12 protein-coding genes and 1 tRNA gene are annotated in these 13,541 nt (G+C 61.0%); 3 read left to right on the forward strand and 10 right to left on the reverse strand.

The window, feature by feature from the left end; all coding sequences use genetic code 11:
* Positions 1–180: 180 nt before the first annotated feature.
* From AB4O25_RS20190 to AB4O25_RS20210, 5 genes are all read right to left on the reverse strand, one after another.
* Entirely contained in the window at positions 181–1,368 is a 1,188-nt protein-coding gene (locus tag AB4O25_RS20190) for a methyltransferase (RefSeq protein ID WP_135196351.1), read from the reverse strand.
* Positions 1,349–2,038 (reverse strand): ABC transporter permease, encoded by a 690-nt coding sequence (locus tag AB4O25_RS20195; protein ID WP_017529570.1) that lies wholly within the window; start codon positions 2,036–2,038, stop codon positions 1,349–1,351. The genes AB4O25_RS20190 and AB4O25_RS20195 overlap by 20 nt, the downstream gene beginning before the upstream one ends.
* Positions 2,038–2,730 (reverse strand): ABC transporter permease, encoded by a 693-nt coding sequence (locus AB4O25_RS20200; RefSeq protein WP_026067402.1) that lies wholly within the window; start codon positions 2,728–2,730, stop codon positions 2,038–2,040. Before AB4O25_RS20200 ends, AB4O25_RS20195 begins: the two co-directional genes overlap by 1 nt.
* Before the next feature lie 74 nt (positions 2,731–2,804).
* Positions 2,805–3,557, reverse strand: coding sequence for an ABC transporter substrate-binding protein (locus AB4O25_RS20205; RefSeq protein ID WP_017529568.1), 753 nt, complete (start codon positions 3,555–3,557; stop codon positions 2,805–2,807).
* Between the two features lie 13 nt (positions 3,558–3,570).
* Positions 3,571–4,344 (reverse strand): ABC transporter ATP-binding protein, encoded by a 774-nt coding sequence (locus AB4O25_RS20210; protein ID WP_017529567.1) that lies wholly within the window; start codon positions 4,342–4,344, stop codon positions 3,571–3,573.
* Positions 4,345–4,896: 552 nt separating this feature from the next.
* Between AB4O25_RS20210 and gabP the strand changes: the two genes are divergently transcribed.
* A complete protein-coding gene (gene gabP, locus AB4O25_RS20215; protein ID WP_068936934.1) occupies positions 4,897–6,288 on the forward strand; it encodes a GABA permease in 1,392 nt (463 codons plus the stop codon).
* A 55-nt stretch (positions 6,289–6,343) separates the two neighbouring features.
* Here gabP and AB4O25_RS20220 read toward each other — a convergent pair whose 3' ends face one another.
* Positions 6,344–6,757 carry a hypothetical protein gene (locus tag AB4O25_RS20220; protein ID WP_065879521.1) on the reverse strand — a complete coding sequence of 138 codons (414 nt, stop codon included), beginning with the start codon at positions 6,755–6,757 and terminating at the stop codon, positions 6,344–6,346.
* 170 nt (positions 6,758–6,927) lie between these two features.
* On the opposite strand from AB4O25_RS20220, the gene AB4O25_RS20225 reads away from it, so the two are divergent.
* Positions 6,928–7,893 (forward strand): arsenic resistance protein, encoded by a 966-nt coding sequence (locus AB4O25_RS20225; protein WP_460149925.1) that lies wholly within the window; start codon positions 6,928–6,930, stop codon positions 7,891–7,893.
* Positions 7,894–7,980: 87 nt separating this feature from the next.
* Entirely contained in the window at positions 7,981–9,588 is a 1,608-nt protein-coding gene (locus AB4O25_RS20230) for an ArnT family glycosyltransferase (RefSeq protein ID WP_460149926.1), read from the forward strand.
* A gap of 150 nt (positions 9,589–9,738) precedes the next feature.
* On the opposite strand, the gene AB4O25_RS20235 is transcribed toward AB4O25_RS20230, so the two are convergent.
* The 4 genes from AB4O25_RS20235 to AB4O25_RS20250 all read right to left on the reverse strand — a co-directional run bounded on the left by AB4O25_RS20235 (position 9,739) and on the right by AB4O25_RS20250 (position 13,461).
* Positions 9,739–9,814 (reverse strand) — tRNA-Phe (locus tag AB4O25_RS20235).
* 103 nt (positions 9,815–9,917) lie between these two features.
* The gene (locus tag AB4O25_RS20240; RefSeq protein ID WP_017529562.1) at positions 9,918–10,190 is read right to left on the reverse strand and encodes an oxidative damage protection protein; all 273 of its coding nucleotides are present in this window, start codon (positions 10,188–10,190) and stop codon (positions 9,918–9,920) included.
* A complete protein-coding gene (gene mutY / locus AB4O25_RS20245; RefSeq protein WP_017529561.1) occupies positions 10,187–11,254 on the reverse strand; it encodes an A/G-specific adenine glycosylase in 1,068 nt (355 codons plus the stop codon). Before mutY ends, AB4O25_RS20240 begins: the two co-directional genes overlap by 4 nt.
* Positions 11,251–13,461: an AsmA family protein gene (locus AB4O25_RS20250; RefSeq protein WP_017529560.1), complete on the reverse strand. Its 2,211-nt coding sequence runs from the start codon at positions 13,459–13,461 to the stop codon at positions 11,251–11,253. The genes mutY and AB4O25_RS20250 overlap by 4 nt, the downstream gene beginning before the upstream one ends.
* Positions 13,462–13,541 lie beyond the last annotated feature (80 nt).

Genomic DNA, 13,541 nt, shown 5'->3' on the forward strand with positions numbered 1-13,541 from the left:
GGCTCAGCCGTTTTGTGGAGCCGTTCTCATCCCGCTGCAACTGCCTGTTTTACGTGCGTTTTATGAGATGAACAAAAAATGAACAAAGTGGGTTTTGGCCGTTAGCGCAGGTGGCTACAGGCTCCGTAAAGAATTCATCAACAGAGTTATCCACAGGTTGGCATGCGACAATTTTGCCCTTTAATCGCGCTCGGCAAGCACCATCAAGTTGCGCGGCGTCAATGCCGGATCGCAGAAGCTGCCTACCTCAACCCTGTAGCCGCGTTCGCGCAGAAACAGTGCCCGATCCAGTACCAGCCACAGCTCCAGCGGGCGCCGAAACAGCCCACGCAGCAATTCCAGGTTTCTGACTTCGGCGAGGCGCCGCCAGCCATCGGCCTCCACCGCGGCCCACTGCTGTTTCCCTGTGGATAACCCTTTGAGGTCGGCCAATGCCTGGCAGTAATCGGCAAAGGGCTTGGCCAGCCAACTGGCGGGCAGCGAAGGGGTGGGCAGGTACTCATCGCAGCCGCGTATCTGGCGTTGCAACTGATCGAACGCCAGGCGGCGGGCCATCGACGTGTCGCGTTGCTGGCGCACGCGTTTGCCTGCGGTGACGGTTTCGCTGAGGGGCAGCCCGAGGTCGTCGATCGACAGTCGCAGGGTTGAGGCACGGCCTGCTGCGCAAAGTGGCTGGTAGGTGGGTGTATTGATGCGGTTATAGCAGCAGGGTGCCACTGCCAGTTGCTTGCAGCCGGCGGCGCTGGCCAGTTGCAACAGGCGCACGTGCAGGTCGCCGCAGGCGTGCAGGGCGACTGGCGTGTGCTCCGCGTTGAGCACCACGTGCGCCATCACATCTTGCAGGCGATGGGTAACGGTCAGTCGATGGTGGTCGCTCAAGGCTTGGCCGGCCGCGATCAAGGCCGGGTCATGTTCCAGGCAGGTCAGTTGCTGGCCGGTGCACAGCAGTCGCCGGCCAAGGTGGCCTTTGCCGGCGCACCAGTCCAGCCAGTGGGTTGGCGTTTGCGCAAAATGAAGGGCCGCGCCGAAGGCTTCGATCTGTTGCCATTTGCGGCCCGGTACGTCGACGCTCAGGCGATGCGCGGCGGGTGGCAAGCGCTGCGCCGGTAACTTATCCACAGCGCTGAGGCGCACGGCCTCGGCGGCCAATGCAGCGAAAGGCGCGGGCGCGGGCACTTCATGAGGGTGGTTGTGGCTGGTTTCGGCATCGGCCAAGGTGCGTTGGCGCAACCATTGGGCGAGTTCGGGCAGTTCGCTTTCCCAAGGCAACCGTTGATGCGTAAAGGGCCGTGGTCGCCACAGCCCTTGATGCTCGGTCAGGAACGCATCCAGCGCTCTGAAGCGTGTTTCAACGTCCCTGGCAGGCATCGACGCGCAGCCAGCGTTCCAGCAGTTTGAAGCCTTGTACCAACAGGTAGGAGATCAAGAGATAGAACACGCCGGCAGTGAAGAACATTTCCACGGTCAGGTAATTGCGCGCAATGATCGTGCGGGCCATGCCGGTCAGTTCCAGCAAGGTCACGGTGCTCGCCAGCGAGCTGGCCTTGAGCATCAGGATCACTTCGTTGCTGTAGGCCGGCAACCCGATGCGGGCGGCGCGGGGCAGGATGATATAGAACAGCGTCTTGGGCCGGGACATGCCCAGGGCGCGAGCCGCTTCGATTTCTCCAGGCGGGATGGCCTGGATGGCGCCGCGCAGGATCTCGGCGATATAAGCGGCCGTGTGCAGGGTCATGGTGGCGGTGGCACACCAGAACGGGTCGCGCAGGTACTTCCACATGAAGCTGGAGCGGATGCTGTCGAATTGGGCCAGGCCGTAGTAGACCAGGAACAACTGCACCAGCAGCGGCGTACCGCGGAAGAAAAAGATGTAGGCATAAGGCAGCGAGCGCACGTACCAGCGCTTGGAAGAGCGCGCGATACCCAGCGGGATGGCCAGGATAAGGCCGAGAACCACGGCGATGCCGACCAGTTCAAGGGTCAGCACGGCGCCCTGGATAAACTTCGGCAGCCACTTAAGGATGACTTCCCATTCCATTACGTCGTCCTCACGAAGCCGCGTGCGGCGCGGTTTTCCAGCAAGTGCATCGCCACCATCGACAAGGATGTGAGGCCCAGGTAGATGAGCGCGGCGACCATGTAGAAGGTGAACGGCTGTTTGGTGACGGTGACGGCGATTTGCGCATGGCGCATGATTTCTTCCAGGCCGATGACCGTGACCAGCGCGGTGTCCTTCATCAGGATCAGGAACAGGTTGCCCAGCCCCGGCAGGGCGATACGCCACATCTGCGGCATGATCAGCCGGGTGAAAATGCGCGACTTCGACAGGCCCAACGCCACGCCGGCTTCTCGGTGGCCTTTGGGGATCGAGATGATCGCACCGCGTAGCACTTCTGTGGCGTAGGCGCCGAAACACAGGCCCAGCGCGATCACGCCAGCGGCGAAGGCGCTGAGCGACAAGTCGGGAATGCCGAGCCATTCACCCAGCCCGCGCATGGCGTTGATGGTGCCGAAGTAAATCAGCAACACCCACAACAGCTCCGGCACGCCGCGAACGATGGTCGAATAAGTACCGCCCAGCCATTGCAGCGGCTTGTACGGCGAAGTCTTGGCCAAGGCTCCGGCAAGGCCCAGTAGCAACCCCAGGCACAGGGCCGTGAGCGCCAGTTTGACGGTCATCAGCGCGCCGGCGGCAAGCGCGGGGCCGAATCCGTAAAGATCGAGATTCATGGTGTTTTCATATCGCGGCAGGCATTGCATAAAGCCGGCGCGCTCAAGGGAGCGCGCCGGTCAGGTCGCTCAGATCATTCGATGCTGAACGGGAAGTACTTGTCGTTGATCTTCTTATAGGTGCCGTCTGCCTTGATCTCTGCCAGGGCTTTGTTCAGGCGCTCGCGCAGCGGGTCGCCCTTGCGTACGGCGATACCGATCTTGTCGCTCTCTACAACCGGGTCGCCCTTGAACTCGTAGGCGGAACCGTCTTTGCTCTTGAGCCATTCGTATTGCACGTACTTGTCGGCGAGGATGCCGTCGAGGCGGCCAGAAGTCAGGTCCAGGTAGGCGTTTTCCTGGGTGTCGTACAGTTTGGCTTCGGTGTCCGGCAGCTTGTCTTCCAGGTAGCTACCGGCCAGGGTCGCGCGCTGTGCACCGATGACTTTGCCCTTGAGGTAGCCGGCGTCGGTCTTGAAGTCGGCAGTGGCTTTAGGCGCGATGAACTGCAGCTTGTTGGAGTAGTACGGGTCGGTAAAGTCAACGGCCTGCTTGCGTTCATCGGTGATCGACAGCGAAGACACCAGAAAGTCGAACTTCTTGGCATTCAGGGCCGGGATGATGCCGTCCCAGTCGGAGACATACACTTCGCACTTCTCGACTTTCATTTTGGCGCACAGGGCGTCGCCAATGTCTTTGTCGAAGCCCACGACGTTGCCGCTGGCGTCTTTATTGTTGAAGGGCGGGTAGGCCGCTTCGATCCCCATTTTCAAGGTTTCTGCCATGGCCGTGGCGCTGAACGCCATCGAGACGGCCGCAGCCAGAAGGAATTTTTTATAGTTCTGCATGCATGTTGCTCCGTTAGCGGTTGCTGGACATGAATTGTTTGCAGCGCGCCGAAAGCGGGTTTTCAAACACCTGCTGTGGCGATCCTTGCTCTTCGATCAGGCCTTGGTGCAGAAACACCACTTCACTGGAGACCTGACGGGCGAAGCCCATTTCGTGGGTGACCAGCAGCATGGTGCGGCCTTCCTCGGCCAGCGCGCGGATCACATTAAGTACTTCCTGAACCATTTCCGGGTCAAGGGCGGAAGTGGGCTCGTCGAACAGGATGACCTTGGGTTGCATGGCCAGGGTGCGCGCGATGGCTGCCCGTTGCTGCTGGCCACCGGACAATTGCGCCGGGTAGGCGTGGCGCTTGTCGGCGATACCGACCTTGTCCAGCAAGGCTTCGGCCACTTCTATTGCCTCGGCCTTACTCTGGCCGAGCACACGGCGGGGCGCCTCGATGATGTTGTCGAGGATGCTCATGTGCGGCCACAGGTTAAAATTCTGAAACACAAAACCGATTTCGCTGCGCAGGCGATTGATCTGCCTGCCATCGGCGGCCATCAGCTCGCCGTTCTTCGCGGCCTTGAGCTTGAGTGCTTCGCCGGCCACCAGGATTTCGCCCTGGTGCGGGTTTTCCAGCAGATTGATGCAGCGCAGGAATGTGGACTTGCCGGAACCGGAGGAACCCAGGATCGAGATCACATCGCCGTCGCGAGCGGTGAGCGAGATACCTTTGAGTACCTCCAGCTCACCATAGCGTTTATGCAAGTTGCGGATTTCAAGCGCGGGCGTGGCCTCGGCCATGTGCGTACCTTTTGTGTTCATTGCGATCTGCGCTGTTGGGGGCCTTCCTGGCGAGGCGCCAAGCTAGCATAGCGTTTGGATGACACCAACAGCGGCGCGGACGGTAAACAGACGGTGTGCGGCAGGTTGTCGCATCGGCACAGCAGGGTGTCGCGCCATCAACAACCGAACAACCGTTTGAACCTGAAAAGCCGCAGGCTTCGCGTAAAAAAGGGCGCGATGGTGCCAGCTTTGGCCGGGTGTTGGAAGGGTTAAACGGGCAAACGGTCGCCCTGGGCTCTTTTATGGGGCGTCACGCGCTTGCTGTGTGTGGTTTTGGTGCGCGTGTGCACGTTGGATGTGGGTCGCACGGTAACGCTATAGCGAAATGCCATTGTTCTCAATGACTTGCGATGACTGTTGAAATCTCTTGCAGCCCGCGCCAATGGGGGCTTTGTAACATTTTGGCGCAAATCTTGCGTAAAAAATAAAGAACGCCCTGTTGGTTTCTTTTCACGAGGAGGAGTCCAGGCCGGGCGGACCGTTTTCGCAATTCCTCGCAAAGGTGTGTCAATGAGTAGTACGCAAAGCTCCAATGACCTCGAACAGGGGCTCAAACCGCGTCACGTCACCATGCTGTCGATTGCCGGCGTTATTGGCGCCGGCCTGTTTGTCGGCTCCGGCCACGCGATTGCCGCCGCCGGCCCTGCCGTACTGCTGGCCTATGCCGCTGCGGGTACGCTGGTGGTCTTGGTCATGCGCATGCTGGCCGAAATGGCCGTGGCGTCACCGGATACCGGTTCGTTCTCCACCTATGCCGACCGTGCGATCGGTCATTGGGCCGGGTTCACCATTGGTTGGCTGTACTGGTGGTTCTGGGTGCTGGTGATTCCGTTGGAAGCCAACGCCGCCGCCACCATCCTGCATGCCTGGTTCCCCGATGTGGCCATCTGGGCCTTTACCTTGGTCATCACGTTGTTGCTGACGGTGACCAATTTGTTCAGCGTGAAGAACTATGGCGAGTTCGAGTTCTGGTTTGCGTTGATCAAGGTCGTAGCGATCGTGGGTTTTGTGATCCTCGGCCTGGCGGCGATTTTCGGCTTCCTGCCTACCAGCCAGGTCAGCGGCGTGTCGCACTTGTTCGATACGCAAGGCTTTATGCCTAACGGCATGGGCGCGGTATTGGCGGCCATCCTCACCACTATGTTCTCGTTCATGGGCACCGAGATCGTCACCATTGCAGCGGCTGAGTCGAAAAACCCAGGCCAGCAAATTACCAAGGCCACCAACTCGGTGATCTGGCGGATTGGCTTGTTCTATCTGCTGTCGATCTTCATCGTCGTATCCCTAGTGCCGTGGAACGATCCGACCCTGGCGGCGGTGGGTTCGTACCAGACCGTGCTGGAGCGCATGGGTATCCCGAATGCCAAGCTGATCGTCGACCTGGTGGTGTTGGTTGCCGTGACCAGTTGCCTGAACTCGGCGCTGTACACCGCTTCGCGCATGCTGTTTTCCCTGGGGCGACGCGGTGATGCACCGGCGGTGTCCAAGCGCACCAATAAAAGCGGCACGCCTTACTGGGCGGTGATGTTGTCCACCGGCGCGGCATTCCTGGCGGTGTTCGCCAACTACGTGGCACCGGCGGCGGTGTTCGAGTTCCTGCTGGCCAGCTCCGGTGCCATCGCGTTGCTGGTGTACCTGGTGATCGCGGTGTCGCAACTGCGCATGCGCCAGAAACGCATGGCGGCGGGCGAGAAGATCGTCTTCAAGATGTGGCTGTTCCCTGGCCTGACCTACGCGGTGATGGTGTTTATCGTGGGGACGCTGACCATCATGCTGTTCCAGGAGGCGCACCGGGTCGAGATCATCGCGACCGGGATTTTGAGCGTGCTGGTGGTGATGGCGGGGCTGTTCGTATCGAGCCGTCGCAAGGCACAGCGAGCGGGTGCCGCGGTACTTAGCTGAATGCATGCGGTCACGTGTGGGAGGGGGCAAGCCTCTTCCCACATTTTGTTTGGTGTCAGTCTTGGGAAGTCACCAGCGCCTGGGACGCCGCCACGTAGTCCGCCTGGAACGCTGGCGATTCAATCCACGCCAGGGCGGCCGCTTCATCATCGCTGTCTGTGGCCCACTGCCGATACTCGATCAGCGCCGCCAGAATAAAGTCGGTGGCTTCTTCTTCGCCTTCCTGCTCCAGCACCAGCGCCAACAGCGGGTGGCTCAGGAACGCGGCGCACAGCGCCTGCTGGCTGTTCTGGCCGGCGTCGCGCATCTGCACGAACAACTCGGTCAAATCCACCGACTCAAGGTCGATGCGGCTGTCGTCGCCCTCGAATGCATCCGGCTTGGCCGCGACGGCGCGTTGGGTGCGGTTTTGCTTGGCCTTGGTCTTTGCCCGCTGGGCACGTTTTTGCTGCTTGTTCGGCGAGGCCATGGGCTTACGTCCTGGGTTTAAGGATCTGGGTGGCGTATTGAAGCGCAGGTCGGAGCAAATCCCAAGGGCTTGCGGGTGTGTTTCGTCTCGTGGCCTCTGCGGGTTATTGCTCGACCACCGCTCGGTAGGCACATAAGCTCACGCTTTTGCGACACGCCAGAGCCTCACTCATGACCCGCGACGCCCTCGAACACCACCAGATCCCCCTCTATTTCGTCACCGTCCTCCTGGCTGCCGTCTTTGGCCTGCTCGCGCCTTCATGGGCTCACAGTCTCAACGAATGGATCACGCCCGCCATCGCGATACTGATGTACGCGATGTTCCTGCAAATTCCCTTTCTGGACCTGCGTGCAGGCTTGAGCAACAAGCGCTTCCTGTCGGCGTTGTTGCTGGCCAATTTCATTTTTGTGCCGCTGCTGGTGTGGGCATTGACCCGTGGCCTGGTAGAGCGTCCGGCGCTGTTGGTGGGGGCGTTGCTGGTGTTGCTGACGCCGTGCATCGACTACGTGGTGGTGTTCACCCACATCGGCAAGGGCGATTCGCGGTTGATGTTGGCGGCCACGCCGGTGCTGTTGTTGCTGCAGTTGGCGTTGTTGCCGGTGTACCTGGGGGTGATGCTGGGGGCGCAGTCCGAAGGGGTGGTGGTGGCGGGGCCGTTTGTGCAGGCGTTTGTGGGGTTGATCGTGCTGCCTATGATTCTGGCGGTGTTGACGGCGTCCGTGGCGCGGCGCTCTTCGGTCGTCAGCGCTTGGAGCGGTGCATGGGCCTGGCTGCCGGTGCCGGCCATGGCGTTGGTGCTGTTCGTGGTGATCGGTTCGCAGATCACCTCGGTGGTGCGGGATATCGAGCTGTTGGTGCCGGTGATTCCGGTCTACCTGGGCTTTGCGCTGCTGGCGCCGTGGATGGGAGTTCTGGCTTCGCGGCTGTGTGCATTGCCTGCGATCACGGCGCGTGCGGTGACGTTCAGCGCGTCGACGCGTAATTCCCTGGTGGTATTACCCCTGGCGCTGGCCCTGCCCGAAGACGTACGCGGGCTGGCGGCCACGGCGGTAATCCTGCAGACCTTGATCGAATTGGTTGCCGAGTTGATCTACGTTCGCCTCGTTCCTGCCGTGGTGTGGCCTGCAAATCGATAATCGCGTGAATGTTGGGGTTTGTTCAGGCGCTATTCAGGGGTGCCCTCGGCACCATGAGTCGGCGCTTCCCACCTGACAGGTCTACCGATGGATCACCGCAACCGTTTTCGCCTGGAGTCCCTGGGCATCTTTATGTTTGCCTTGCTGCTGTTCACCTGGGGCATCTGGGACCAACAGCCCCAGGGGTTCGATGGGCGTTGGGCGCTGTTCCTGCAAGAAATGTTTCGCCATGGCGCAAGTTTTTTCCCCACGACCTACGGCCAGCCCTACGCGGATTACCCTGGCACCGCGACCTTCTTCAGCTTTGTATTTGCCCGCTGGTTCGGCGCGCCCAATCATCTGGCGAACGTATTGCCCACCGCCCTGGCGTCCGCCGGCGTCATTGCCCTGATCTATCGCTTGTTGGTCCCGTCGAATCGGCAGTGGGCGCTGCTCAGCGTGCTGCTGACCTTGCTGACGACGCAACTGCTGGAGAAGTCGCGCTCGGTGTGCCTGGACCAGATGGTGGCTTTGCTCTGTGTCGGCAGCTTTTACCTGCTGCACAGTGGCGAACGCTTGGGCTCGCGGCTAAGGCAGTTGATGGTGTTCCCGCTGTTCATCCTCGGGTTTGCCGTGCGCGGGCCATTGGGGTTGATCGAGGTCTGTGGCGTGGTGTGTGTGTATTGGGCGCTGGGCAAGCCGGGGGAGCGCGTCAGGCAGGTGCTGGCCCACGGCATCGTCGGCCTGGTATTGCTGGCGCTCTGTTGGTGGCTGCTGGTGAAGCTGGCGCGTATCAGCGGTGGCGACGCCTTTGCCGACGAAGTGTTCAGGATGCAAGTGGCTGGGCGGCTGGATGAAAGCGGCGAGCCGTTCTACTTCTACTTTCAGTTGAGTCTGTATCGCTATTTCCCCGTGGTGCCGCTGGCATTGGCCACGTTGGTTGCGTTGCGTCATCGCTGGTCTGTGCGACACGTCGATGCCGAGGTGCAGTTGGTGGCAAGGCTTGGCGCCTGTGGCTTGATGATCTTGCTCGGTTTGTCGGTGCCGCACTTCAAACGTGCTTATTACATCCTGCCCATGGTTCCAATGTTTGCCGCTGTCGCCGCCTATGGGCTGCTTCGGGCGCAAGGCGCGTTCGTGGGTGTGCGCCGCTGCTATGAAGGCCTTGTCGTGGCGCTACCGGCGTTATGCGTGATCGTGGTTTTTGTGTGCCGGCATGGGTGGCAGAAGCACGGTTACTGGCCTGATGTTTCGTTGCTGATGTTGGTGGGAGCGCTGGTGGTACTGCAAGGGGCGGTGCTGATCGCCTGGCGCCGGGCCGGGCGATTGGTGTGGCTCAGCTTGATCGCATTAACGGCGCAATGGCTGCTGCTGGTGAGTGTGGTGGAGCCGGCCAAGGATCTGCAGTTCGACACCCGCGTGTTTGTTGGCCAGGTGGAGGCGTTGCGTAAGGCACAACCGGGCCCCTTGGTGTTTATCAACCTCGGTCGCGATACCTGGGCGGTGCGCTACATGATGAACCTGGACCACGACGAGCAGCCGGTGTTTATCGGCGGCAATCAGTTGGACCGATTGGAAGCCGTGCCCCGACCGGCGTGGGTGCTTGTGGCGCGCAAGGAGACTGCGCTGTTGAAGGGCACACCGTTGGAGTATCTGACGCCGGCGTTCAATGGGCGATTGAATGACAACCCATTGCTGGTGTTTCGGCTGGAGTAAGTAAGAGGGTGCGTTAACCGCGCGGCAAGCGAATTCACTGCCGCGCAGCCGCCGTGCGCGGATAAGTTAAATCCCAGGCAACAAAAAACCCGCACTAGGCGGGTTTCTTGTGTGTTTCAGATGACGTTTGCACCACCTGAAACTAATGAGTGGTGCCCAGAGACGGAATCGAACCGCCGACACGGGGATTTTCAATCCCCTGCTCTACCGACTGAGCTATCTGGGCAACGGGGCGCATTAAACGGGTTTTTCAGGGGGTCGTCAAGCAAGTTTTCAAAAAATATTTAATTATTACCGTCGCTTACGTGCCGACCCCGGTTTTTGCTCAATTATTGAGCAGGTGGCACGTAACCTTCGGCCTGGGCGTATTCCTCGCCGGAAAAGAACTTATCCATTTCGCCCGCCAGGTATTTACGGTCTTCGGCGTTCATCATGTTCAGGCGTTTTTCGTTGATCAGCAGGGTCTGGTGTTTCAACCAGTCACCCCAGGCTTTGGCCGAGACGTGGTCGTAAATGTCCTGGCCCTTGGCGCCTGGGTACGGCGGGCGTTCCAGGGCTGGCAGTTCTTCTTTGTACTTGCGGCACATTACGGTGCGGGTCATGACGAAACTCCTGCGTTCAATACGTCGGCCGCGCGCTTCAGCAGTTTTTTCACCGGGGCGGCAAGGCCCAGGCGCGGCGGGGTGGCGAGGTTATACCAGAGCCAGTCGGCCTCGGCCACGTGGTGGGCGGTTTCCTCGACCCGCACCAGCCAGGGTTCGATGGCCAGTTGGAAATGGCTGAAGGTGTGAACCAGCCCCGGCAGTTCCAGATGCTTGCCCAGTTCGAGCGCATGTTGGTTGGCCAGGTGTTCGAGATCGTGCAGGTCGTCCAGCTCCGGCAAACTCCACAAACCGCCCCACAGGCCTGTGGACGGGCGACGATAAAGCAGGATCTCGCCCTCGGCATTGGCCAGCATCGGCATCAATGTGCGCTTCTGCGGGACGGTCTTGCGCGGCTTGGGGATCGGGTAGCGCGTCTCCAGGCCGAGCATATGCGCTTCGCAGCCTTTTTCCAGCGGGCACAGCAGGCAACTGGGTTTGCTGCGGGTGCAGAGCGTGGCGCCCATGTCCATCATCGCCTGGGTGTAGGCGTTGACGCGATCATGGGGCGTGAAGCGTTCTGCGGTGGCCCACAGCTGTTTGGCCACCTTGGGCTCGCCCGGGTAACCCTCTTGAGCGGTAAAGCGTGCCAGCACGCGCTTGACGTTGCCGTCGAGGATCGGTGCGCGCAGGCCCATGCTCAGGCTGGCGATCGCGCCGGCGGTGGACAAGCCGATGCCGGGTAATTCGGTGAGCTTTTCTACATCGCGGGGAAACTCGCCGCCGTACTCGGCCACGATTATTTTTGCGGTCTTGTGCAGGTTGCGCGCCCGGGTGTAGTAACCCAGGCCGGTCCACAGGTGCAGCACTTCGTCTTCCGGCGCGGCGGCCAGGGCTTGGACCGTTGGCAGCGAGGCCATGAAACGGTCGAAGTAATTGAGTACGGTGCTGACCTGGGTCTGTTGCAGCATGATCTCCGACACCCACACCCGGTACGGTGTGATGCCCTGTTGCCAGGGCAAGTCGTGGCGACCGTGGCGGTCGTACCAGTCCAGCACCGCCGTTGAAAACTGCTCGTTTCTCATCGTTTGAACAGGCCTTTCAAAGCATCTTTGAGCTGTGGGTTGACCTTGTCGAGCTTCTCTTCCAGCTTGTCGCTGAGCTTGTTGCCGGCCGCCTTGATTGCGACCTGGCTCAAGCCGTCCTTATCCAGGCGGCAGGCCTTGGCGCCCAGTTCCAGCGGGCCACGGCAGCGCAGCGGCACTTCGATGTCGCGGAAGTTGGCGCCCACCTCGCAGGCCGGGTCGGGCACTTCGCGCTGATCGCCTTCGACGATGATGCCGACGCGGTAGTCCATGCCCAGCACGCGCAGGTCGACGTCGCCGTTGCCGTTGACCGCCAGGCCAGGGATGCGCACTTTCAAGTCGGGGTTGTTGGCCACGCCGTTACGGAAAGTCAGGTTGCCCTTCAGCTCCTGGAACGGCGTGTCTTTGCCGCGCTGTTCGCCGCTCAGGGTCTTGCGGTTGAGCATGGCGATGCCGGTGCACAGTTGCTGTTCAAGGTTGGCGTTGAGCAGCACGCCGTTGTTGATCACAACACTGGCGCTGCCGTTGAGGCTGTCGATCAGGGCCTTCTGGCTATTGCCACGGCCAGTGAGGCTGCTGTCGAGCGTGACCTGGCCTTTCACCGGCGGCGTTTGCCCCTGGGCTTGCAGGATGCGTTCGACCGGTACTTGCTTGATCCGGCTTTGCAGCGCCAACACCGGCACGTCCTGGCGCACATCGAGGGTGCCGTTGGCCTGGAAGGTGCCGTTGTAGAGGCCTCCGCTGAGGGTGTCGAGCTTGAGCTGGCCATCGATGCCGGAGGCTTTGAGCACGGCGTCCTGGATCGGCAGTTTGCTCAGGGTCAGTTGGCCGAAGGCCAGGTCGGCGTCTACGTCCAGCTTGCGCAGGTGCGCCAGAGGCAGCAGTTTGTCGGTGCTCCAGGCGCCTTTGGTCGGTGCCTCCGGCAGCGGTGTAGTGCCGCCGGCTGCCATGGCGCCGGCTTCGCTGTTCTGCACTTCGGCCTGGCGCGCGGCAGTTGCGCCCTTGGCGGATTCGGACTTGGCCGGCAGGTAGTTGTCGGCGTTGAACGTATCGCCCTTGAGCTGCACGCGCAGCGCCTGCTTGGCGAAATCGTCCACGGCGATGCGGCCGGTGAAGGTGCTGCCGTCGAGTTTCAGGTTCAGGTCTTCCAGGGCCAGGCTGGTGGGCGTGCCCTTGAGGCGGCTGACCAGTTCTACCTTGCTCAGGCTGCCCTCGGCCATCGCCGGCAACGGGCTGCCGACGCTGTCGAGGAACTTGGCCAGGTCGAACTGGGCAATGGACAGGGCGCCGCTGAGCTGCGGGGTTTTGTCCAGGTCGTTGACCTTCAGTTCGCCCAGCGCGCGCAGCTGGTTGGCCGAGAATTTCATGTTGGTCCATTCGGCGATATTGGCCGCCTGGTCCACCAGCAATTGACCCTGGGTGGAGAAGGTCACGGTCTTGCCTTGCAACGGCTCGCCGGTGGCTTCGCCGCTGATGCGCATGTCTTCGAACTGGTAGCGCTTGAGCGCACGCTCGATGCGCAGGTTGCCGTTAAGCTCGGTCTTGACGCGCATCACCGGCTGGTTGCTGCCGAAGAACGCGGTGAGTTTCACCGGAATGCTCGCGCCTTCATGCACGGCGCCGGCGCTCAGTTGGATGCTTTCGGCGCTGAACTGCTTGCCGGTCTGCTCGTCGTTGTATTCGATGCGAGCGTTGTTGACGGTCAGGCTGTCGATGTCCAGGCGGATAGGCTGTGCGGGTTTTTCGGGTTTGGTTTCAGCCGCCGGTTCCGCCGGGGCGGGCGCGCCGGCCGTTGCGGCGGGCACGTTCTTGCCGATGTCTTCCCAGTTGCCATGGCCTTGCTTGTCGCGGTTCAGGCGCAGGTTCAGGCCTTCAACACGCACGTCGCTCATCTGCACTTCGCGGCGCAGCAGTGGCAGCACACGCACCGAAAGGCCAAGCATTTGCAGGTCTGCAAAAGGTTGGGTCGGGGCGGTCAGGGTGGCCACGCTGGCTTCGTGCAGTTCAAGGCCGAGCCAGGGGAACAGGCTCCAACCGATATCGCCATTGAGCGTCAGCTCGATGTGGGCCTTGTCGCGGGCAATCTGGCGAATCTCTTCTTTGTAGTCGTTGGGATCGAAAAGGTGGGTCAGGGCAAAGCCAAGAGCCACAATGATCAGCAACAGCCCGAGAAGTACCAGACCCAGGATTTTGCCGAACGCTTTCATGGGCGAGTCCTTGTATGTCGATTTCAAAATTTAGCCGCAGAGTATAACGCCCGACGGCCTGCATCAGTTCACCGATCGTT

It is taken from the genome of Pseudomonas sp. S3_A03 (assembly GCF_054668275.1).